Source organism: Streptomyces sp. NBC_00459 (genome assembly GCF_036013955.1).
Classification (GTDB): domain Bacteria; phylum Actinomycetota; class Actinomycetes; order Streptomycetales; family Streptomycetaceae; genus Streptomyces.
In genome coordinates this window covers 1,132,773-1,154,177 of record NZ_CP107903.1, presented here as the reverse complement: position 1 = coordinate 1,154,177, position 21,405 = coordinate 1,132,773, and the positions used below count along the sequence as shown (strand labels likewise).

The 21,405-nt window shown below is 69.3% G+C and carries 16 protein-coding genes; 7 read left to right on the top strand and 9 right to left on the bottom strand.

The annotated features are described in order from the left end of the window. Window positions 1-7 precede the first annotated feature (7 nt). The 4 genes from OHN74_RS04785 to OHN74_RS04770 all read left to right on the top strand — a co-directional run bounded on the left by OHN74_RS04785 (window position 8) and on the right by OHN74_RS04770 (window position 3,562). Entirely contained in the window at window positions 8-985 is a 978-nt protein-coding gene (locus tag OHN74_RS04785; protein WP_327693266.1) for an NADPH:quinone oxidoreductase family protein, read from the top strand. Further along, window positions 982-2,166 carry an acyl-CoA dehydrogenase family protein gene (locus OHN74_RS04780; protein WP_327693265.1) on the top strand — a complete coding sequence of 395 codons (1,185 nt, stop codon included), beginning with the start codon at window positions 982-984 and terminating at the stop codon, window positions 2,164-2,166. The genes OHN74_RS04785 and OHN74_RS04780 overlap by 4 nt, the downstream gene beginning before the upstream one ends. Next, on the top strand, window positions 2,163-3,263 hold the full coding sequence (locus tag OHN74_RS04775; RefSeq protein ID WP_327693264.1) for an acyl-CoA dehydrogenase family protein: 1,101 nt from the start codon (window positions 2,163-2,165) through the stop codon (window positions 3,261-3,263). Before OHN74_RS04780 ends, OHN74_RS04775 begins: the two co-directional genes overlap by 4 nt. Before the next feature lie 104 nt (window positions 3,264-3,367). Beyond that, window positions 3,368-3,562 carry a hypothetical protein gene (locus OHN74_RS04770; RefSeq protein ID WP_327693263.1) on the top strand — a complete coding sequence of 65 codons (195 nt, stop codon included), beginning with the start codon at window positions 3,368-3,370 and terminating at the stop codon, window positions 3,560-3,562. 26 nt (window positions 3,563-3,588) lie between these two features. On the opposite strand, the gene OHN74_RS04765 is transcribed toward OHN74_RS04770, so the two are convergent. The 7 genes from OHN74_RS04765 to OHN74_RS04735 all read right to left on the bottom strand — a co-directional run bounded on the left by OHN74_RS04765 (window position 3,589) and on the right by OHN74_RS04735 (window position 13,111). Further along, entirely contained in the window at window positions 3,589-4,824 is a 1,236-nt protein-coding gene (locus OHN74_RS04765) for a phosphodiester glycosidase family protein (RefSeq protein ID WP_327693262.1), read from the bottom strand. An 87-nt stretch (window positions 4,825-4,911) separates the two neighbouring features. Continuing rightward, window positions 4,912-5,271 carry a DUF779 domain-containing protein gene (locus tag OHN74_RS04760; RefSeq protein ID WP_327699989.1) on the bottom strand — a complete coding sequence of 120 codons (360 nt, stop codon included), beginning with the start codon at window positions 5,269-5,271 and terminating at the stop codon, window positions 4,912-4,914. A gap of 119 nt (window positions 5,272-5,390) precedes the next feature. Further along, on the bottom strand, window positions 5,391-7,442 hold the full coding sequence (locus OHN74_RS04755; RefSeq protein WP_327693261.1) for a glycoside hydrolase: 2,052 nt from the start codon (window positions 7,440-7,442) through the stop codon (window positions 5,391-5,393). Between the two features lie 145 nt (window positions 7,443-7,587). Next, a complete protein-coding gene (locus tag OHN74_RS04750; RefSeq protein WP_327693260.1) occupies window positions 7,588-9,633 on the bottom strand; it encodes a beta-galactosidase in 2,046 nt (681 codons plus the stop codon). Between the two features lie 157 nt (window positions 9,634-9,790). After that, the gene (locus tag OHN74_RS04745; RefSeq protein WP_327693259.1) at window positions 9,791-11,131 is read right to left on the bottom strand and encodes an ABC transporter substrate-binding protein; all 1,341 of its coding nucleotides are present in this window, start codon (window positions 11,129-11,131) and stop codon (window positions 9,791-9,793) included. A gap of 102 nt (window positions 11,132-11,233) precedes the next feature. After that, entirely contained in the window at window positions 11,234-12,181 is a 948-nt protein-coding gene (locus OHN74_RS04740) for a carbohydrate ABC transporter permease (RefSeq protein ID WP_327693258.1), read from the bottom strand. A 3-nt stretch (window positions 12,182-12,184) separates the two neighbouring features. Further along, the gene (locus OHN74_RS04735; RefSeq protein ID WP_327693257.1) at window positions 12,185-13,111 is read right to left on the bottom strand and encodes a carbohydrate ABC transporter permease; all 927 of its coding nucleotides are present in this window, start codon (window positions 13,109-13,111) and stop codon (window positions 12,185-12,187) included. A 212-nt stretch (window positions 13,112-13,323) separates the two neighbouring features. Between OHN74_RS04735 and OHN74_RS04730 the strand changes: the two genes are divergently transcribed. The 3 genes from OHN74_RS04730 (at window position 13,324) to OHN74_RS04720 (ending at window position 16,527) form a co-directional block, all read left to right on the top strand. Beyond that, complete coding sequence (locus OHN74_RS04730; protein WP_443060344.1) at window positions 13,324-14,397, top strand: LacI family DNA-binding transcriptional regulator; 1,074 nt, start codon at window positions 13,324-13,326, stop codon at window positions 14,395-14,397. Between the two features lie 72 nt (window positions 14,398-14,469). Beyond that, the gene (locus tag OHN74_RS04725) at window positions 14,470-15,228 is read left to right on the top strand and encodes an IclR family transcriptional regulator (protein WP_327693256.1); all 759 of its coding nucleotides are present in this window, start codon (window positions 14,470-14,472) and stop codon (window positions 15,226-15,228) included. Between the two features lie 147 nt (window positions 15,229-15,375). Then, window positions 15,376-16,527 carry a PP2C family protein-serine/threonine phosphatase gene (locus OHN74_RS04720; protein ID WP_327693254.1) on the top strand — a complete coding sequence of 384 codons (1,152 nt, stop codon included), beginning with the start codon at window positions 15,376-15,378 and terminating at the stop codon, window positions 16,525-16,527. Here the strand turns inward: OHN74_RS04720 and OHN74_RS04715 are convergent. Together OHN74_RS04715 and OHN74_RS04710 are read right to left on the bottom strand one after the other, a co-directional pair. Continuing rightward, window positions 16,499-17,956 carry a family 43 glycosylhydrolase gene (locus OHN74_RS04715; protein ID WP_327699987.1) on the bottom strand — a complete coding sequence of 486 codons (1,458 nt, stop codon included), beginning with the start codon at window positions 17,954-17,956 and terminating at the stop codon, window positions 16,499-16,501. The two genes, OHN74_RS04720 and OHN74_RS04715, sit on opposite strands and share 29 nt — an antisense overlap. 69 nt (window positions 17,957-18,025) lie before the next feature. Next, the gene (locus OHN74_RS04710; protein WP_327693253.1) at window positions 18,026-21,325 is read right to left on the bottom strand and encodes a discoidin domain-containing protein; all 3,300 of its coding nucleotides are present in this window, start codon (window positions 21,323-21,325) and stop codon (window positions 18,026-18,028) included. Window positions 21,326-21,405 lie beyond the last annotated feature (80 nt).

Here is a 21,405-nt window from a genome sequence, read left to right as displayed (position 1 = left end):
GCCCCCCATGCAGGCATGGCAAGTGCACCAGAACGGTGAGCCGGGCGAGGTGATGGTCCTCGGCGAGGTGGAGCGGCCGGTGCCCGCGGAGGGCCAGGTGCTGCTGAAGGTGCGTGCCGCGACCATCAACTTCCCGGACGTGCTCATGTGCCGTGGGGAGTACCAGGTCAGGCCGCCGCTGCCGTTCACCCCCGGGGTGGAGATCTGCGGAGAGACCGAGGACGGGCGCCGGGTGATCGGCAACCCCGTGCTGCCGTACGGCGGTTTCGCCGAGTACGTGGTGGCGGACCCCCGAGGGCTGTTCACGGCCCCCGACTCGCTGGACGACGCCGAGGCCGCCTCCCTCCTCATCGGCTACCAGACGGGCTGGTTCGGACTGCACCGGCGGGCCGCCCTGGAGGCCGGCGAGACGCTGCTCGTGCACGCCGCCGCGGGCGGGGTCGGCAGCGCCGCCGTGCAGCTCGGGAAGGCCGCCGGAGCCACCGTCATCGGCGTCGTCGGCGGGGCCGAGAAGGTGTCCGTGGCACGGGAGTTGGGCTGCGACGTCGTCATCGATCGGCGTACGGAGAACGTCGTCGGGGCGGTGAAGGAAGCCACCGGTGGGCGTGGTGTCGACGTGGTCTACGACCCGGTCGGCGGGGAGGCCTACACCCAGTCCACCAAGGTCGTCGCGTTCGAGGGACGGATCGTCGTCGTCGGGTTCGCCAGTGGGGCCATTCCCAGTCCCGGACTCAACCACGCCCTCGTGAAGAACTACTCGATCCTCGGCCTGCACTGGGGTCTGTACAACACCAAGAACCCGAAGCTGGTCCAGCACTGCCACGACCAGCTCACCGAGCTGGCCGCCCGGGGCGCGATCAAGCCGCTGGTGAGCGAGCGCGTGCCGCTGAGCGGGGCCTCGGCCGCCGTGCAGCGCGTCGCCGACGGCGTCACCACCGGCCGGGTCGCCGTGCTGCCCTCGCTGGAGAACGGAGCCGCCGTATGACCGACGCAGCTGAACTCACACGACTGACAAGGGAGTTGCTGGCCGCGCATCCGCCCGCCAGCACTGACCGGCTCGACTTCCTCAAAGCCCGCTTCGACGCCGGGCTCGCCTGGGTGCACTACCCGGAAGGGCTGGGCGGCCTCGGCGCGCCACGCACCCTCCAGGCCGTGGTGGAAGCCGAGTTGGAGGCCGCCGGGGCACCGGACAACGACCCCCGACGGATCGGCATCGGTCTGGGAATGGCCGCGCCGACCATCCTCGGCTTCGGCACGGAGGAGCAGAAGCGGAAGTTCCTCCGGCCGCTGTGGGTGGGGGAGGAGGTCTGGTGCCAGCTCTTCAGTGAGCCGGGGGCCGGGTCGGACCTGGCCGCGCTGGGCACTCGGGCCGTCCGGTCGGACGGGGGCGACTGGATCGTCAACGGGCAGAAGGTGTGGACGTCCAGCGCCCATCTCGCCCGCTGGGCCATCCTCATCGCGCGCACCGAACCGGACGTGCCCAAGCACAAGGGCATCACCTACTTCCTCTGCGACATGACCGACCCAGGTGTCGAGGTCCGGCCACTGCGCCAGATCACCGGCGAGGCCGAGTTCAACGAGGTGTTCCTGACCGACGTCCGCATCCCCGACGCCCATCGCCTCGGCGAGGTCGGCGACGGCTGGCGGGTCGCGCAGACCACGCTGAACAACGAGCGCGTGGCCATCGGCGGTATGAGCATCCCGCGCGAGGGCGGCATGATCGGGCCCGTCGCCGAGGCGTGGCGCGAACGCCCCGGACTGCGCACCCACGATCTGCACCAGCGGCTGCTGAAGCTGTGGGTGGAGGCCGAGGTCGCCCGGCTGACCGGGGAGCGGACACGCCAGCAGCTCGTCGCCGGCCAGCCCGGCCCGGAGGGCGCCGGCCTGAAGCTCTCCTTCGCCCGCCTCAACCAGGAGATCAGCGGCCTGGAGGTCGAACTCCTCGCCGAGGAAGGCCTGTTGTACGAGGACTGGACCATGCGCCGGCCGGAACTGGTGGACTTCGTCGGTCGGGACGCCGGCTACCGCTACCTCCGCGCCAAGGGCAACAGCATCGAGGGCGGGACCAGCGAGGTCCTGCTGAACATCGTCGCCGAACGTGTCCTGGGCCTGCCCAGCGAACCGCGCACCGACAAGGACGTCGCCTGGAAGGACCTGGCCCGATGAGCACCCAGCCCGACCTTTTGTACTCGGAGGAGGAAGAGGCGCTGCGCGCCGCCGTCCGGGACCTGCTCACCGACCACTGTGATCCGGCCGGCGTGATCACCCGTATGGAGACGGATGCCCCGCACGACCTCTCCCTGTGGAAGTCCCTCGCCGAGGGCATGGGCCTCGCCGGTCTCCTGGTGCCGGAGGAGCAGGGCGGCCAGGGTGCCTCGCACCGCGAAGTCGCCGTCGTGCTGGAGGAGTTGGGGCGCGCCGTCGCACCCGTCCCCTACCTCACGAGTGCCGTCGTCGCCACCGAGGCGCTGCTCGCCTGCACCGGCGACGCGACGGGCGAGCTGCTCACCGCACTGGCCTCCGGCCGGACGGTCGGCGCCCTCGCCGTCGCGCTGAACGTGGCCCCCGGCGGCGCCTACAAGGTCGTCCTGCACGAAGGCGGCCTGCTGCACGGAGAGTTGACCGGAATCGCGGACGCGACGGTCGCCGACGTCCTGCTGGTTCCGGCCGACGACGGCGGGCTGTACGCGGTGTCCACCGACGCGAACGCCGTCACCGTCACCCCGCAGGTCTCCCTGGACCTCACCCGGCCGGTCGCCACGATCACCTTCGACGGAGCGTCGGCCCGGCTGCTGGGCGACGCCGAACCCGCCGTTCGACGTGCGCTGCGGGCCGGGGCCGGACTGCTCGCCTCCGAGCAACTCGGGCTCGCCGACTGGGCGTTGACCGAGACCGTGCGCTATCTGAAGGACCGCAAGCAGTTCAACCGGCCCGTCGGCGGCTTCCAGGCCGTCAAGCACCGGCTGGCCCAGCTCTGGCTGGAGGTCGTCGGCCTGCGCGCGGCCGCCCGGAGCGCCGCGGACGCCCTCGCCACCGGCAGCGCGGACTCCGACGTCGCGGTCGCCGTCGCCCAGTCCTACGCGGCTCCCGTGGCCGTCCGCGCCGCCGAGGAGGCACTCCAGCTGCACGGTGGCATCGGCATGACCTGGGAGCACCCGACCCACCTGTGCCTCAAGCGGGCCAAGGCCGACTCGATCGCGTACGGCACGTCCGGCGGCCACCGCGCCGCCCTCGCCGAGCTGGTCGACCTGCGCGCCCCCTGAGAGACCACACGTTCGGCCGACACGTCAGCCGCCCGGACGAACCCTCCGCTACGCCACACTTGCGGCCGAAAGCCGCGAACTGGGCGTGGCGGAGGAGGTTGACGATGGCCATTTCCATCTCTGTGGTGGTGCTGCTCCTGATCCTGGCGGTGGTCTTCCTGCGCAACGGCGCGCTGAAGCCCAGCCACGCGGTGGTCTGTGTCCTGCTCGGGTTCTACCTGGCTGGCACGAACGTGGCACCGACCATCCACAGCGGGATCACGGCGACGGCGGACATCGTGAGCAGTCTCAAGCCCTGACGGACGGGTGTCGGGGCAGCGGAGCGTCAGGACGTCTTGAAGACTCCGATGGCGTTCGGGACGGGCCGTTCGGCGCCGCCGGTCGGATGGTTGCGTACGGTGACCCTGCTCGTTCCCGGTGCTCTTGCGGCGAGGGTGGTGGAGCCGCCGCCGTCCAGGTTGAAGGCGTCGTCCGACCCCAACTTCCTCATGGTGGCGGCGACTTCGGCGACCGTCAGGCCGCTGCGGTACTTGGGCGCACCGTCCACGGCGAGCAGCAGCAGCTTGCGCCCGCCGTTCGCGATGCCCGCAGCGGTGCGTACGGCGGCGGTGCCGGTGTCGAGGCCCGTCAGCGGCCGGCCGGCCTTCAGCACCGGGTAGCCACCGAGGGCGAAGCGGTAGGGGACCCGGCTCGTGGCCGCCACGAGACGGCTCCTGACCGTGACCGGCGCGCCGACGGGCAGTTTCCGCAGCTGCCGCGCGCCCGCCTCCCGGCCCACCAGGACGGTGGTGTTGGCGGCGATGGCGCCGCCACCGGGGGAGTTCGCCCTCCGGACGACCTTGCCGCGTCGCACCGTCACCTCGTACGTGTCCGTGCTGCACGGCGCTGCCCGGTCGGTGTCCGTGCCGCACACCGCCCGCGCCCGGGAGACGCTGCCCCAGGCCGGGGTGAACGCGCCGATGGAGTCCACCGGCAGCGCGTACTGGTTGAGCCCGCCGAGCGTGAACCGTCCCGCGGGCGTGCCGACGCTGCCCGACAGGGTGAGGTTGTCCATCCGGGCCTTTCTGTCGGTGCCTACGCCGAGGACGGCCCTGGTGGTGACGCCGGGCGGCATCGAGGGGCCGAAGCGCTGACCGTTCGGCACCGCCGCCTTGAGGACGACGCCGCTCGCGATCGCCGGGCCAACGGACGCGCCCGTGGCCGCGACCCCCGGATGCTGGACCTCGCTGATGTTGAAGAAGTCACCGTTGACGGCGGCGACGGCGCCCTTGGCGTCGGCCAGTCTGGAGACGGCGGCCCGTGCCGCCACCGCCCCCGCGTAGAGGAGGTTGACCCGTACCCGCGCGTTGGCGAGGTCGACGCTCAGCAGGTGGGCGTGGGTCACCCCCCTGGCCGCCACGATGTCGAACTGCGCATAGCGCACGCCCGGCGCGATCTGAGCGGCTCTCGGCGCGGCGCCGGCCGGTGCCGCCCCTGTCAGGGCCGCGCCGGCCAGCGTTCCGAGTACCGCGAGCAAGGAGACTGCTGTTCTGCCCGTTCTGAACCGTCCGCTTCCGCGCATTCAGACCCCCTGATGTCCCGTCAACTGTGGCAGGGCGCAAGGGGAGCACACCAGACGACGACGAGCCGTGAGGGCGCGCGCCGGCGTCTAGGTGTTGACGACCCGGGAGCGGATCAGGAAGCGCACTCCTTCGGGGGCCTCCAGCGAGAAACCGCTGCCCCGGCCCGGTACGACGTCCACGATCAGCCGGGTGTGGGACCACACCTCGTGCTGGCTGCGCGACATCCAGAACGTCACCGGTTCGGGGACACCCTCGATCGCCAGTTCGGCGAGCAGTATGTCGGAGCCACCGGTGCGGAACTCGCCGGCCGGGTAGCACATGGGCGCGCTGCCGTCGCAGCAGCCGCCGGACTGGTGGAACATCAGCGGACCGTGCATCGCGTACAGCCTTCGCAGCAGTTCGGCGGCGGACGGGGTCAGTTCGACGCGCGGTTCCTTCTCGGGCATCTCCACCGTCCCAGTGGACCGCGCGGGACGTTGCGAGAGGGTTGCGGGCCCGTCCGGGGTCCCCTGGACACGCCGAAGGCCGCCTCACGCGGAGACGGCCTTCGGGAGGAACTGCCGGATCAGCTCCGGTCGGTCACGTCCGTGACCCTCCAGCGCTGGTTGGAGCCGGAGTTGGCGATCCACGTGGTGACGGCGGCACCCTCGTTGGTCGCCTGGCCGCCGACCTCCAGAAGGCGGCCGGTCGCCACGTTGATCAGCGTCCAAGTCCCGTCACCGGTGGTCGACATGATCCACTCGGTGGCCGGATCCCGCTTGCCGGTGTCGGGCTCCACCACGGGGACGTTGTCGCGGACGGCCAGTCGCTTGCCCTCGGCCGGGTTGGCGAACACGTACCGCTGGCGGGCGCCCTTGTCGCCGTGCCGGGCGGCGAGCTGCCACTGCTGCGCGACGGTGCCGTTGGCCGAGCCGATGACCAGGCTCTTGCCGTTGGCGGAGACGGTCACGGCCTTGCCGCTCTGTACGCCGGTCAGCGTGTAGGAGTGGCCCTTGCTGAACAGGCCGGCGTTCTTCGCGACGCCCGAGACGCCCTTGACGGCGAAGGAGGTCACGGACTGGGCCGGAACGGTGTAAGTCGCCTTGCCGTCGACGACCTTGACCGGGGCCTGCTGCTTGAGCTTGCCGTCGGCGCTGGTCACGGTCGGCGTGACGGTCGCGTTCTTCTTGATGGTGCGGAACTTGGACAGGTCGATGGTCACGTCACGGGCCGCGGTGGTGCTGTTGACGTGGACGACCGAGGCGCCCTTGCCGTCCTTGGTCACGGCCGCGGCGCTGGAGGTGTCGTCGACCTTGATCAGCTTGTCGCCCGGCTTGATGAAGTGCGTGAAGTTGCGGGCGGTGTCGAACTTGGTGTTCGTGTAGATCGGGCACGAGGCCAGCGTGTCCGTCTTCTTGCAGCTGAACGACAGCTGGATGCTGCCCCAGTTGCCGCCCTTGGCGGACTCGCCGCCGGGCTTCATGTTGTCGTAGTCCTCGACCGGCTGCCAGAACACCCAGGCCTGGGGCTCCAGTTCGCGCAGGTCGTTGACGATCTGCTGGGCGAGGCCGAGTCCCGGACGCATGTCCGTGAAGCTCTGCCCGTCGCCCCAGTCGCCCTCGACCTCGCTCATCCACAGCGGCTTGTCGGCCGCCTTGGCGAGGTCGCGCACGGTGGTGCGCTGCCCGGTGCCGTAGGTGTGGACGTTCATCTGGTCCACAAGGTCCTTGGACGCCTGCGAGTAGGAGTTCCAGTTGTTCGCGAAGATGGACGGGTTGGTCTCGTCCATCGCCGAGATCTCCGACTTGACCTTGGCCTTCTTCAGGGCGGGGGCCAGCGCGGCGAGCACCTTCTCCTGGAGCGCGGGGCCGATGTGGGCGCCCTCCTGACGGCCGCCGACGGGCTGGCCGTCCGCGCCCAGCCGGGTGCTCCAGTAGCCGGTGTTGGGCTCGTTGAACGGGTCGACGGTGTCGACCTTGATGCCCTCTGCCTTCTCCAGCCGCTTCGTCGCCCCCGCCATGTAGGCGGCGAAGTCGTCGACCGAACTGGCCTTCAGCTGGTCGGTGTTGGCGTTGAAGCCGCCGGAGACGTAGCCGCTCTCCGTCATGAACCAGGGCGGCGAGTTGCTGAACGTCTCCCAGTGGGTGATGTCCTTCTTGATGCGGTCCACCCACCAGCGCTGGGTCTTGTCCGCCTTGGGGTTCCAGTCGGCCGCGTCGTCGGCGCTCCACCAGTCGGTGTCCGTGCGGGTGGTGCCCGCGGGCGCCTTCCACCAGCCCTCGACGGCCCCGCCGGCCCGCAGATAGTCCTTCACGTCGGGGGCGTTGCCGCCGCCGATGTTGTACCGGGCGATGTTCAGCGCCAGCCCGTCGTCACCGAACAGCAGTTTCGCGAGCTTCTCGCGGATCGCCGGAGGGTAGTCGCCGGTCGCGTTGGCGAACCAGACCAGACTCGTGCCCCAGCCCTCGAACTTTTCCTGCTTGTACGAGGGATCGGGGGTGACCGTGACGGACGAGGCCGCTGCCTCGGCCGCCGCCTGCGCGTCCGGCGAAGGCGCGCTGATCAGAGCGGCCGAAGTGGCCAGGGCGGTGATGCCGACGACTCCCAGAAGGTGTCGCGTGCGGGTACGGCGTGCCAACGTGTGCTCCCAACTCAGATGTGGTCGCTGCGGTGGACCGCCGTGCCCGCACCGTACGCGGGTGCGCACGGACACGGGGCACGACGGTGTGCCCCTTGGATCAGGGGAGTTCAGGGGTGGTGCGGGTGAGGTGCCGGGTGTCGGCTCAGTGGGCGGGGCGCCGCAGCACGGCGACTTCCCTCGGCGCGAGGACGAGGACACCGTCGGCTTCCGTGCCGCCGGTCAGCCGCTCGCCTTCGAGGCCCGGCAGCGGCACCTCCTCCTCGCTCCGGTTCACCAGGAACAGGAAACGGCTTCCGCCGCCCTGTCGTACGGTCAACTCGACGCGTCCCCGGGCGGGTTCGGGCAGCTCGCTGTCGACACCGGCCGGCGCGAGCAGCCCCGGCAGCAGCGCCGCGAGGCCGTCGGCTCCGAGCCGCGTGGAGACGTACGACGCCGAACCCCCGCCCGTCGTACGGCGGGTGACGGCCGGGCGGCCCGCGTAGGCGCCCGTGCGGTAGTGGGCGAGGACCTCGACCTCGGGGTCGGTCACGTCGATGCGGTCGGTCCACACCGTGCCCGTACCGCCGCCGTCCACCTCGACCGACTCGCCGTCGAGCAGCGGGCCGAACTCCTCGACGCGGATGCCGAGTACGTCGCGCAGGGCGCCCGGGTAGCCGCCGAGCCAGATGTGGTCGTTCTCGTCGACGACACCGGAGAAGTACGTGGTGACCAGATGGCCGCCGGTCTCCGCGTACCGCGTCAGCTCCTTGGCGAGCGTCGCCGGGACCATGTGCAGGACCGGGGTGATCAGCACGTCGTAGCGGCTGAACTCGGTGCGCGTGGTGACGACGTCGGCGCGGATGCCGAGGGAGAGGAGCGCCGAGTACCAGTTCAGCCCCTCCTGGCGGTAGTCGAGGAGGGCGGTGGGGTGCGAGTCCTGCTCGCTCGCCCACCAGGAGTCCCAGTCGAACACGATCCCGACACGGGCCGGTTCGCGCTCGGAGCCCGCGATCGGCGCCAGGTCCTTCAGGGTCCGGCCGAGGGCGGCCACCGCACGGAAGACCTCGCTGTCGGCGCCGGCGTGCGGCACCATCGCGGAGTGGTACTTCTCGGCGCCGGCCGCCGACTGGCGCCACTGGAAGAAGCACACGGCGTCGGCGCCGTGCGCGACGTGCAGCAGTGAGTCGCGGGCCAGCTCACCCGGGCGCTTGGCCACGTTGACGTGCTGCCAGTTGACCGCGCTGGTGGAGTGCTCCATCAGGAACCACGGGCGGCCGCTCGCGATACCGCTGGTCAGGTTGGCGGAGAAGGACAGCTCGTCGCGGTCCTGCGGGCCCGGGTGGACGTAGTGGTCGTTGGAGACGAAGTCGATCTCGCCGGCCCAGTCCGGGTAGTTCATGCCCTTCGTGCCGCCCATCACCATGAAGTTGGTGGTGATGGGGACCTCGGGCGTGTACTCGCGCAGGATGTCCCGCTCCGCGACCAGGTAGTCCTTCAGCGCGTCCGAGGAGAACCGCTTGAAGTCCAGCTGCTGGGTCGGGTTCGGGTGCGAGCCGGCCAGCCGGGGCGGCAGGATCTGCGCCCAGTCGCTGTAGCGCTGCGACCAGAACGCCGTGCCCCAGGCGTGGTTGAGGGCGTCGAGGGTGGTGTAGCGGGCGCGCAGCCAGTCGCGGAAGGCGCGGGCCGCGTCGTCCGAGAAGTCGTAGATGTTGTGGCAGCCCAGCTCGTTCGAGATGTGCCAGGCCACCAGGGCCGGGTGGTTGGCGTATCGTTCCGCCATCTTCCGGACCAGGCCGAGCGCATGGCTGCGGAAGACCGGGGAGGTGGGGCGCCAGTGCTGGCGCGCGCCCGGCCAGACCGTCTCGCCGGTGGCCGTCACCGGGAGGATCTCGGGGTGCGCGGTGGTGAGCCAGGGCGGCGGGGACGCGGTCGCGGTGGCCAGATCGACGCCGATCCCGCCCTCGTGCAGCAGGTCCATGACCTCGTCCAGCCACCCGAAGTCCCAGGTGTCCGCGTTCGGCTGGATACGGGCCCAGGAGAAGATCCCCACCGAGACGATGTTGACGCCGGCCTCCTGCATCAGCCGTACGTCCTCCTCCCACACCTCCCGAGGCCACTGCTCGGGGTTGTAGTCGGCGCCGTACGCGAGACGGGGCACGGAGTCACCGTCCGGCCCGTACGGCAGACGGGACGGGGAGGCGGAGGTCATGGTGATCCTTCCGGGACGCTGCGAAGCGGCTCGACGCGGGGGAGGGGAGGGGGAGACAAGGGGGTACGAGGAGCGGCCGGCGGTGACGCTTTCCGGCCGCTCCTCGGCTTTACCGCTCGGCGGACACTGTTCCGCCGTTGCTGCTACTGCTCGACTGCTACTTCTCGACGGTGAAGCCCTGCTCGTTGCCGTACTTGATGGACGCGTCCTGCCAGGTCTTCAGCGCGTCGGAGAGCTTCGTGCTGGAGACGTAGGCCTTGCCGACGGTGTCGTTGAAGATCGAGTTGGCGTACTGCTGGAAGGGCAGGTACGACCAGTCGCTGGCGACGTTGGCGGCGGAGTCGGCGAAGATCTTGTTCGCCTCCTGGCCGTCGAAGTAGTCGAACTTCTTGCTCAGGAACGCGGGGTCCTGGAGCTGGGCGTTGGTCGCCGGGAAGGCGCCCTCGTCGACACGGGTCTGCACACCGTCACCGGCGTTGGCGTACTCGACGAACGCGTAGGCGAGCTCCTTGTTCTTGCCCAGCTCGGGCAGGGCCAGCGAGCTGCCGCCGTTCTCCGCGCTCGCCTTGTCGCCCTTGGTCCAGGCCGGCATCGGGGCCGCACGCCACTGACCGGACGCCTGCGGGACACCGCTGACGAAGTTGGCGGGCATCCAGGCGCCGGTGGTCAGGGTGGCGATGGTGCCGTCGCCCAGGCCCTTGTACCAGTCGTCGGTCCAGCCGTTGATGGGCGAGACGAGCTTCTCGTCGATCAGCTTCTGCCAGGTGTCCGTGTACTTCTTGGCACCCGCGTCGTCGAAGTTGATCGACACCTTGGTGCCGTCGACCTTGTAGGGGCGCGAACCGGCCTCCCACAGAAGACTGGTGGTGAAGCCCGCGTCACCGGCGTCGTTGGCGATGTAGACCTTGGGGTCGGCCTTGTGCAGCTTGCGGGCCGCTTCGACGTACTCGTCCCACGTGGTCGGGACCGCGATCTTGTACTTGTCGAAGACCTTCTTGTTGTAGAACATCGCCATCGGGCCCGAGTCCATCGGCAGGCCGTAGACCTTGTCGCCGTCGCTCACGGCGTTCCACGGGCCCGGCGTGTACTTGGCCTTGAGCTTGTCGGCACCGTAGGGGGCCAGATCGGTCAGGCCCTTGGTGAGGGAGTACTGGCTCAGCGCGAAGTACTCGACCTGCGCGACGTCCGGGACGCCCTTCTTGGCCGCGATGGCGTTCGACAGAGCGGTGTAGTGCTTGTCGCCGGACCGCTCGGCCACCAGGTTGATCTTGACCTTGGGGTACTTCTTCTCGAAGTTGGCGGCGACCGACTTCAGCGTGGGCTCCCAGGCCCAGACATTGACCGTGCCGCCCTTCTTGAGGGCCGCCTGGATGTCCGCGGCGGAGACCGCCTTCTGGTCCGAGCTGTCGTCGTCCGAGCCGCCGCAGGCGGTGGCGCCCAGGGCGAGGACGGAGAGCAGGGTTATGCCGCGCATCAGGCGGCCGGTGGTTCTACGCATCGAGGTGCTTCCACTTCTTCGTGGGTGGGACGGGGTGAGGGTGAATGCTGTGTGAGGGTGAAACGCGGTGGAGCCGAGGGGGGTGTGGGGCCTGAGGATGGATCACTCCTTGACACTTCCGGCGGAGAGGCCGGACTGCCAGTACTTCTGGAGCAGCAGGAACGCGGCGATCAGCGGGATGATGGTGAGTAGTGACCCGGTGATCACCAGGTTGGTGACGACGTCGCCGCCGATCGTCTGGGCCTGGGAGTTCCAGGCGTCCAGTCCCAGGGTCAGCGGGTACCAGTTCGGGTCCTTGAGCATGATCAGCGGCAGGAAGTAGTTGTTCCAGGTCGCGACCGTGGTGAACAGCAGGACGGTCACGGTGCCGGGGGCGAGCAGGGGCATGGCGACCTGGAAGAAGGTGCGCACCTCGCCCGCTCCGTCGATACGGGCCGCCTCCATCAGTTCGGTGGGGATGGCCTCGGTCGCGAAGACCCACATCAGATACAGACCGAAGGGCGACACGAGCGAGGGGATGATCACCGCCCACGGGGTGTCGGTCAGGCCCATCTTGCTGAACATCAGGAAGGTGGGCACCGCCAGGGCCGTACCAGGGACGGCGACCGCACCGATGACCACGGCGAACACGGCCCGCTTGCCGGGGAAGGTGAACTTCGCCAGCGCGTAGCCGCCGAGGATCGCCAGCAGGGTGGCGCCGCCGGCGCCGAGCACGACGTACAGCAGGGTGTTCAGCAGCCAGCGGACGAAGATGCCGTCGTGGTACGTGAACGTGTCGTGGATGTTCTGCCAGAGGGCGAAGTCGCTGCTGAACCACATCCCGGACGAGTTGGCGAGCCCGTCCTGGGTCTTGGTGGCGCTGATGACCAGCCAGATCAGGGGCACGACCGTGTAGACCAGGATCAGGCCGGTGAGCACGGTCAGCAGGATGCTGCGCTTCGGGCGGCCGGGGGAGTGCTTACGGCGGGTACGCAGTCGAGGCGCGCCCTTCGAGCCGCCTGCGGCCTGTTCGGGTGCGTCCGGGGAGGTGGTGGTGACGGAGCTGCTCATGGTTCACGCTCCCTTGCGCATGCCGCGGAGCTGCACGACATAGGCGATGACCATGGTGATCAGCCCCATGATGATGGCGACCGCCGCGGAGTAGTTGTGCTGCTGGCCGTTGAAGGACAGCGAGTACGTGTAGAAGTTCGGGGTGAAGTCGGTCGTGATGGCGTTGCGCGCCAGGGGCCGCAGGATGGCCGGCTCGTTGAAGAGCTGGAAGCTGCCGATGATCGAGAAGATCGTCGCGATCACGAGGGCACCGCGGATCGCGGGGAGCTTGATGGCGGTGATGACGCGGAACTGCCCGGCACCGTCGATCTCCGCTGCCTCGTAGAGCGAGAGCGGGATGACCCGTAGCGCGGAGTAGAAGATCAGCATGTTGTAGCCGATGAACTCCCAGGTGACGATGTTGCCGATCGACGCCAGGACCAGATCGCTGGAGAGCGGGTCCGGCAGCGTGACGTCGAACGCGCTGTTGATGTCACCCACCAGCCCGTACTTCGTGCCGTACATGAAGCCCCACATCAGGGTGGCGACCACGGCGGGCACCGCGTACGGCAGGAAGATCGTGATGCGGAAGAAGTCCTTGCCGAAGAGGCGTCCGCTGTCCAGGGCCAGGGCGATCAGCAGGGCGATGCCGAGCATGATCGGCACCTGGACGGCCAGGAAGAGCGACACCCGCATCAGGGAGTCCCAGAACTGGTCGTCCTCCAGCGCCTGCTTGTAGTTGTCCAGGCCGACGAAACTCGTGCCGCCGATCAGCTGGTCCCTGAAGAGGCTCAGATAGATCGAGTACCCGATGGGTGCCAGGAAGACGAGGGCGAACACCGCCACGAACGGACCTATGAACCCCCATCCCGTCCATGAGCGGCGGTCCCTCTTCGCCGCGGGCCGGGCCGGGGCGCGCTTCGCGGCCACCGGTGGTTCTAGGGTCGTCATTTGTCGTGCCTCGCTCGTCCGTCTCGGAACCGGCGCTGGTCCGCCGCCGCCCCGATGTTTACGTAAACATCTCTCTCCGCAAGACCCCCACGAGAGGTCCACCGGCTGTTATGTTTACGTAAACATCTGATGGCGGCATGTCTACACCGCTCCCCCGACACTGGTCAAGGGTCGTCGGGCGCAACTGTGGACCCGAGAGCGAGGATTGACGGGTGGACACAGCTGACGGCACCTCGGCCGAGCCGGCGCGGGCGCGCGCACGCACCAGGAAGCGGGCCGCCCGCCGTACACAGAGCGCGTCCATGGCCGACGTCGCCCGGGTCGCCGGAGTGTCCTCGCAGACCGTCTCACGGGTGTCGAACGGTTTCCCCGGCGTCAACGAGGAGACGCGGCAGCAGGTCCTCGCCGCCATGAAGGAGCTGGGCTACCGCCCCAACAGTGCCGCCCGGGCCCTCAAGCGCGGCGAGTTCCGCACCATCGGCGTCATCACCTTCGGCCTGTCCACCACGGGCAACGTGCGCACCCTGGAGGCGATCGCCACCTCGGCGGCGCACGAGGGGTACTCGGTCACCCTGCTGCCGGTCGCCGTGCCCACGCAGGACGAGGTGCGCGGCGCCTTCTCGCGGCTCGGTGAACTCGCCGTCGACGCGGTCATCGTCATCCTCGAAGTGCACCTCCTGGACGCGTCGACGCTCTCCATGCCACCGCACGTCCAGGTGGTCGTGGCCGACTCCGACGCGGGCGACCGCTACACCGTGGTCGACACCGACCAGGCAGGTGGCACCCGGACCGCCGTACGCCATCTGCTGGACCTCGGGCATCGCACGGTCTGGCATCTGGCGGGCCCGGAGGGGTCGTACGCCGCGCAGCGCCGCACCGACGCCTGGCGTGCCGAACTCCTCGCGGCCGGGCGGACCGCGCCGCCCCTGGTACGCGGTGACTGGTCGGCCGAGTCCGGCTACCACGCGGGTCTGCGCATCGCCGAACTGCCGGACTGCACAGCGGTGTTCGTGGCCAACGACCAGATGGCGCTGGGGCTGCTGCGGGCCCTGCACGAGAGCGGGCGCAAGGTGCCCGAGGACGTCAGTGTGATCGGCTTCGACGACATCCCGGAGGCGGGCTCGTTCCTGCCGCCGTTGACCACCGTGCACCAGGACTTCGCCGAGGTGGGGCGGCTGTGCGTCGAGGGTGTGCTGCGGCAGATGCGGCAGGACGCCACGGAGCACGGGACAACGCTGGTGCCGACGCGGCTGGTGGTGCGGAACAGTACGGCGCCGCCGCGCTGACCGGCGCCGGCCGATCACCCCCGGAGCCCCGCACGCCTTGCCCCCACTGGGCACCGGGCGCACGCTGGTCGTATGGCTGCGCACGACGGCCCCACGCTCATCACCTCCGTCCAGCGGGCCTTCCGCCTGATGGAGGCGGTGAGCGCGCATGTGAACGGGGCGCCGGCCAAGCAGCTGGCACGCGAGACGGGGCTGCCCCTGGCCACCGCCTACCACCTGCTGCGCACCCTGGTCCACGACGGCTACCTGCGGAAACTGGCCGACGGCGGGTTCATCCTGGGGGACAAGGTCCGGTCGTTGCAGGTCGCGGGCGGCGGGCAGGCGCTGCTCAGCCGTGTCCGTCCCACGCTCGCCGCCCTGCGGGACGAGCTGGCGACCGCTGCCTACCTCACCTTCTACGAGGACGGCGAGATCCGGGTCGCCGAGATCGTCGACGGCCCCCGGGCGCCTCGCGTCGACCTCTGGGTGGGGTTCGAGGACGCGGGACACGCCACCGCGCTGGGCAAGTCCGTGCTGCGGGAACTGGACGGGGACGCCCGCAAGGACTACCTCTCCCGCCACCACCTGAACGACCTCACCCCGAGGACGATCACCAGCCGACTGGAACTGCTCCGGCGTATCGATTCCTCACCCGTGGCCCCGGCTGTCACCGACCTGGAGGAGTACGCCCTCGGCACGGTCTGCGTCGCCGTCCCCGTCTACCGGGGGGACACGCTCGGCTCGCTCGGCGTCTCCATGCCCGCGGACCGGCTCTCCCGGCTGCCGGAGATCCGGGCGCGGCTGATCCCGGTCGCCGACCGTGTGACCAGGAGTCTCTCGCTCACTATCTGAAAATCCTCTTCTTGATGCGGCCCCGGCTGATCGCGTTACCTGGATGCCTGGACGAAACAGGCATTTCGGGGATTCACCCCGTACACAGGTGAGGACTGCGGACGGAACATGAGTCAGGCCCGACACCGAGGTGGAGACCGCTGGTCCATGCGAGCGCTCAGGAACCGCCTGTCCTTGCTTCCCACCCTGCCCGTGCTGGTCGTCGCCGCCGTCGTCCTGTGCGACCTCGTCGGCGGAGCCGGGACGAGCTGGCTGCCGCTGCTCGCCGCCGGGCCCGCACTGGCCGCCACCACCAACGGACCGCGCGGTGTCCTCTGCGTCGGCCTCCTCGCCGGGGTGCTCGGCGCCGCGCTCGGCGACCAGGCCGGCGTTCCGGGCCCCGAGCTGGCCGCCGTACTGTCCGCCCTGGCCGCCGTCACCCTGGCGAGCGGCCTGGCCAGCGCGCTGCGCGGGCGCCGGGAACGGGTGCTCGACGCCGTCCGCTCGGTCGCGGAGACCGCCCAGCACGCACTGCTCAGCCCCGTACCGGCGACGGTCGGCCCCTTCCAGGCTGCCGTCCGCTACAGCGCGGCGGCGGCCGAGGCCCGGATCGGCGGTGATCTGTACGCGCTGATACCGACGCCGTACGGGGTGAGACTGATCGTCGGCGATGTGCGCGGCAAGGGGCTGCCGGCCGTGGGGACCGCCGCTCTGGTGCTCGGTGTCTTCCGGGAGGCCGCCTACGACGAGCCCGATCTCCTCGCCGTCGTGGACCGGATCGAGCGGAGTCTTGCCCGCAACCTCGGCGCGGACGACTTCGTCACCGCCGTCGTCGCCGGTTATCCGAGGCCGGGCCAGCTGGAAGTGGTGAACTGCGGACACGCGCCCCCGCTGCTGGTCCGCGCCTCGGGCGACCTCGTGACCGTGGAGCCCACGCACCCGGCGCCGCCCCTCGGACTGCGCGCCCTGACCGGGCACACCCCCGACCTCCAGGTACTGCCCTTCACCGACGGTGACCAGCTCCTGCTCTACACCGACGGAGTCACCGAGGCCCGCGACCGGGGCCGCGCCTTCTACCCGCTCCACGAAGGGCTGGCCCGGCACGCCTGCGACGAGCCGGCCCGCACGCTCGACGCGCTCCACGAGGAACTGCTGACCCACGTGGGCGGCCGGCTGCACGACGACGCTGCGCTGCTCCTCATACGCAAACCGACGGTCCGGGAAGTGGTGGTTCCCGAACCGTCGGTTCCTGGGGCGGCGAGTTCCGGTGCGACGGGTTACGAAGCGGCCGTCACTCGCCCGAAGGCGCGGTCAGTGTGACGCCGAGCGCCACCGGCGTACCGAAGTTCGGCGTGCCGTCCGCGTTCCAGGTGAACTTCTGCGCTCTGGTGGTGCGGTTCATGTCGCAGCCCCCGGAGGCGGAGTTGTTGGCGTGGTAGACGATCCAGTCCTCGGTCCCGTCGGGTGACTTGAAGAACCCGTTGTGGCCGGGGCCGTACACGCCGTTGGCGTTGGACCGCTGGAACACCGGGTTCGGCGACTTGACCCAGGAGGAGGAGTTGAGCGGGTCGCCGGTTCCGTTGTACGTCAGCATCCCCAGTTTGTAGTCGGGCGTGGAACAGTGGCTGGCCGAGTAGACGATGAACGTCTTCCCGCCCCGCTGGAGCACCTCGGCGCCCTCGTTGACCGCGCCGCCGACCGTCTCCCAGCTCAGGGTCGGGGTGGACAGCACCCGGCGGGTGCCGCTCGCCGTCCACGGGTTGGACAGCGGCCGGATGAACATGGGCTGCGAGCCGTTGTAGAAGGTGCCCAGCAGGTAGAGCTGGCCGTTCAACTGGAGGATGCCCGGGTCGAGTTCCCAGGTGTTGTCCTGGGTCGGGTCGAGCAGGTCGGCCTTGAAGCTGTAGGGGCCCATCGGGTCCAGGCCGGCGCTCTCCAGCACATGGATGCGCTGGGTGCCCAGGTCGTACGGCTCCCGTCCGGCCGTGTAGTAGAAGTACCACCGCTTCCCGTTCGGACCGTCGAGCAGATGGAACTCCGGGGCCCACATCGTGCCGGCCCCGTTGGGCCGGGTCAGGTTGAAGATCACCTGGTCGGTCGCCGTGGCAAGACCCGCGAGCGTGCTCGCCTTGCGCATGGTGACCGTCGAGTTCCAGGTGGTCGTGGCGAGGTAGTAGTAGCCGTCGTAGTACGTCAGCCAGGGGTCGGGCCCGTGCTGGGACAGCGGGTTGGTGAACGTGTGCGTGCCGGTGCCGCCCCCGCTCGTGAAGCCGGGCAGCCGCCACACCCTGCCGTTCGCGGTGGCACAGGGCAGTTGCACCAGGTTGGTGTTCGAGGCCGACGAACCGCCGCTCGGCGTCACGCACTTGCCCGAGCTGACGGACACCAGGTTGAAGGTCCTGTCGGTGCCGGAGACCGTCACGGGAACGAGCCGCCACTGCTGGTTCGTTCCGCTGTGGCAGGGCCACTGGATGATCGTGGCGTTGTCCGCCGTGGACGCCCCGAAGACGTCGACGCACTGACCGGACTGTGTGGTGATCGTGTACGTGTCGGACGTCCCGGCGACCGGCGTCCAACCGAAGTTCTGGTTGGCGCCGGAGCTGCACGTGAACGCGCGCAGCTGGGTGGCGTTGGTCGTCGAACTGCCCGGCAGGTCAAGGCAGTTGCCGCCGTTCTGGTTCACCCCCGTCGAACTGAACGAGACGGCGGCGGACGCGGGCGGCGACGCCACCAGAAGGGCGACCACCATGGCGAGCACGGCGACGAGTACGGCCGTACATCTGGAGCGGGTTGATCGGGTCACTTCAGGCACATCCCTTCAGGGTCCGTACGCCTTGACTTCGAGGAGTCCGACGGAGCTGGTGCCGGTGGCGGTGAGCAGTACCCGTAGCCGGGTGGTGCTGGTGGCGGTGAACGAGACGGTGTTGTACTGGTTCTTGGCCAGCGCGTAGGCGCCCGCGCCCGGCATGTCCACGTAGGCGCTGCCGTTCCAGTACTGGAGCTTCCAGGCGGACGGCATGTCGATGCCCTGGTCGTCGTCGAAGAAGTACACGTCGGCCTTGTTGAGGGTCTTCGCGGTCGGCCAGGTCAGCTCGGCCCACTGCTGGCCCGTCTCCGGCCAGGTCCCCCAGCGCGGGTTCACCGTGTCGTTCGACGAGGGCGGCTCGACGCCGTCGTTGACCGCGGCGACGCTCTCCCAGGCGGAGGTGTACGAGGCGGACGCCGTCGCGGATGCCGCCTGGTTGGCCGGAGGCTGCGGTGGCTGGACGCCGCCCCGGTTGAACACCTTGACCTCGGTCAGGCCCGTCTTGGCCCCGGAGGCATTGGTGGCCAGGACCCTGATGCGCTGGGCGGTGATCGCCGGGAACTGCACGAGGTTGTAGTTGGCGCGCGGCGCGGTCGGGGTCTTGGTCTGGCTCGGCGCGTTCACCCATGAACTGCCGTCGTAGTACTGGATGTTGTACGCGGACGGCGCCCGGTAGGTCGTACTCGCCGGGCGGCTGTCCTTGAAGTGCAGGCGCACCTCGTTCAACGTGCGCGCGGCGCCGAAGTTCAGCTCGTACCAGTCCTGGCTGTTGGGGGAGCCGCCGGCGCCCCAGAACGGCTCGTTGGTCGGATAGCCGTCGACAGCGCCCGACACCGAGCTGCCGGACCCGGTGTAGGAGGCCGAAGCGGTCGCCCCGGAGGCCAGGTTGGTCAGGTCGGCGGTGAGGTCGACGCCGGCCTTGGCGAGCATGTCGACCATGCGCGGGCTGCTCTGGACGACCTGGTTGGGTGCCTGGAGTCCGGCGACCGCCGTGTTGTAGGTGACCGTGCCGCTCGTGGTGACGGCACCGGTGGCCGGATCCCAGGTGAACGGCACCAGCGAGTTGACGGTGGCCGCCCGGTTGCCGTTGACGTAGATCGAGTAGCCCTCCGGGATACCCGGGTAGCGCACCACTCCGTCGGCCGGGTCGTCCCAGACGACCGAGAGGTCCGCGTTGCGGTAACGGAGGTTGTTGACGGTGAAGTGGCTCCAGCCGATGTCGATCGGCGAGAGCTCCACCTTGGCGTCGCTGCGCGGCCGGAGCCCCGCGACGTCCTCGATCACCGTCCAGTTGCTGCTGCCCAGGATGTTGTGGTGGATCCAGGAACGGTAGTTGATGCTGCTGCCGTTCCAGTCGGCCCAGAACTCGTTGGCGTCGGGCCACTGGGTGTTGCCGCCGACGTACTGCGCCCACGTGTTCCAGTACAGGAGCTTCTTGTAGTCGGTGGCGTTCATCCACGAGTTGGGGTAGTTGCGCAGCACCGAGGAGTACAGCCTGAACTGCACCGTGGAGTTGATGGTGGAGAAGTTGTTGGAACCCGGCTCCCCGGCGTCGGCCGCCGCCTTCTTGTCGACCTGGTTGGCCGTGTAGAAGGGGAAGATCGGGTACTGGGCCGGGTCGTCGAACAGCCGCAGGGCCTGCTTGTACGTCGCCGTGTTGGGGACGGCGCCGACCGAGAACGGGTAGTAGTTGTTGATCTCCTTCCAGGGCACCCACTCGTTCGTCGACTTCAACCGGTGCTCGAACAACTGCCGGTTGGGGTTCCACAGCACGTTGACGATGGCGTCCTTGATCTGCGTCGCGAGCGTCCGCATCTCGTTCGCCTTGGCCGTGTTGCCGGTCGCCTCGTAGGCCTGCGCGGCGGCCAGCGCGCCGCTGTACTGGTAGGCGGACTCGGCGCGGTCCATGTTGCCGGGCTTCCAGTGGAAGGACACCGCGTCGGCGTCGTTGCCGGTCAGCGCGCCCCAGTCGTACTCGATCAGCTTGTTGTTGTCGTGGTCGTAATAGGCGAGTTGACCCTTGACGTCGCCCTCCGCGTAGCGCGCCAGGCTGGCGGCGATGCCCGGCTGGCCGCCGTGGAGCTGATAGCTCTTCCAGGCCGCCTCGGCGATGTACTGGGTGTAGCTGTTGGACCAGTTCTCCGGGTCACCCGGGTTGTCGAGGAACCGTCCGCCCTTGGAGGTCTGCCCGGCGCTGAGCCAGTCCCCGTACGCGTAGGCCGGGTTGCGCAGATACTTCAGGTCGTCGATGTGCATCGGCTGGGTCAGCGCGATCGCGTTGTTGTAGCCGAGGACGCCCTCGGTCGACGTCGGGAACTGGAAGGTCTGCCCGGGGATGTCGGCGTCCAGGTTGTTGAAGCGCATCAGCCACCAGCGGTAGTAGACGCTCTTCTTGATCGCCGGTTCGGGTACGTCGATGTAGGGCACGTTCTGCGCCCACCACAGGTTGTAGGCCCTGACATGAGTCGCGAAGGCGGTCGCGTTCGAGTAGCCCGCGTAGGCGTTGTACTCGGTGAGCGACTGGGGGATCTCGTCGGTGACGAAGCCCATCACCACCTTTGCGGTCACCGTGGCCCCGGCCGGAACCGTCACGGAACGGTTGAGGCCGCCGCTGGTGACCGTGAACCCGTCGCCGGTGAGGCGGGGGCGGAGGGTGGTCAGGTTGTTGTAGGCGCTCGCCTGGCCGGTCAGCTCACTGCCGGTGCCTGTCGTGGCGTACGGCGAGGTCGCCCGCAGTTGCAGGGTGGTCGAGCCACTGCCGTTGTTCTTGATCGACAGATTGGTCACGGCCACGTTGTTCTCGGTGATGAACTTGGTCTGGTTCACCGTGACCGAGCCGCTGGTGTGCACGCTGTTCCAGTGGCTGGGCATCTGCCGGCGCTGGGAGACCTGCTCGGTGAAGGTGCCCGGGCTGATCGCGACGCTGTAGGCGTTCTGGTCGTTGACGCTCTCCCAGTAGGCGACATGGCCGCCGAAACCGAGGATCGCCGGGTCGTGGGTCTTCATGAAGAGCCCGCGGCCACGGCTCATCAGCCAGGGACCGGCCGGGTCGTCCCCGGAGCGGGCCAGCAGACGGTCCATCCAGAAGTCGGTGCCGGAACTCTCCGCGTCGTAGATGGACTTCATCATGTCGCCGGTGGTCTGGGCGACGGGCGGGGCCGGGACCGCGGGGCCGTTGAACGTGGGGAACCCGATGGTCTGCGCTGCGGCGGCCGGGGGAGCGGTGAGGACGGAGGCGAGAGTGAGCAGAAGGGCGACGAGAAGGACTCTCGTGCGCCGGCGTCGTACCAGCAAGGCGTGCGGTCTTCTCATCGGAGGCTCCCTGTCCCGTTGCCTGACAGACGTGTGGTCGCGATGGCGCCGACGTTCATGAACCGAAGAGCACAGAAAAC

Bases quoted from the DNA above. Each gene is read 5' to 3' on its own strand.
- OHN74_RS04720 (WP_327693254.1), top strand. From the start codon at position 15,376: ATGCGAGCGCTCAGGAACCGCCTGTCCTTGCTTCCCACCCTGCCCGTG.
- OHN74_RS04740 (WP_327693258.1), bottom strand. From the start codon at position 12,181: ATGAGCAGCTCCGTCACCACCACCTCCCCGGACGCACCCGAACAGGCC.
- OHN74_RS04735 (WP_327693257.1), bottom strand. From the start codon at position 13,111: ATGACGACCCTAGAACCACCGGTGGCCGCGAAGCGCGCCCCGGCCCGG.
- OHN74_RS04765 (WP_327693262.1), bottom strand. From the start codon at position 4,824: ATGCGCGGAAGCGGACGGTTCAGAACGGGCAGAACAGCAGTCTCCTTG.
- OHN74_RS04750 (WP_327693260.1), bottom strand. From the start codon at position 9,633: ATGACCTCCGCCTCCCCGTCCCGTCTGCCGTACGGGCCGGACGGTGAC.
- OHN74_RS04775 (WP_327693264.1), top strand. From the start codon at position 2,163: ATGAGCACCCAGCCCGACCTTTTGTACTCGGAGGAGGAAGAGGCGCTG.
- OHN74_RS04745 (WP_327693259.1), bottom strand. From the start codon at position 11,131: ATGCGTAGAACCACCGGCCGCCTGATGCGCGGCATAACCCTGCTCTCC.
- OHN74_RS04770 (WP_327693263.1), top strand. From the start codon at position 3,368: ATGGCCATTTCCATCTCTGTGGTGGTGCTGCTCCTGATCCTGGCGGTG.
- OHN74_RS04725 (WP_327693256.1), top strand. From the start codon at position 14,470: ATGGCTGCGCACGACGGCCCCACGCTCATCACCTCCGTCCAGCGGGCC.
- OHN74_RS04780 (WP_327693265.1), top strand. From the start codon at position 982: ATGACCGACGCAGCTGAACTCACACGACTGACAAGGGAGTTGCTGGCC.
- OHN74_RS04710 (WP_327693253.1), bottom strand. From the start codon at position 21,325: ATGAGAAGACCGCACGCCTTGCTGGTACGACGCCGGCGCACGAGAGTC.
- OHN74_RS04715 (WP_327699987.1), bottom strand. From the start codon at position 17,956: ATGGTGGTCGCCCTTCTGGTGGCGTCGCCGCCCGCGTCCGCCGCCGTC.
- OHN74_RS04785 (WP_327693266.1), top strand. From the start codon at position 8: ATGCAGGCATGGCAAGTGCACCAGAACGGTGAGCCGGGCGAGGTGATG.
- OHN74_RS04760 (WP_327699989.1), bottom strand. From the start codon at position 5,271: ATGCCCGAGAAGGAACCGCGCGTCGAACTGACCCCGTCCGCCGCCGAA.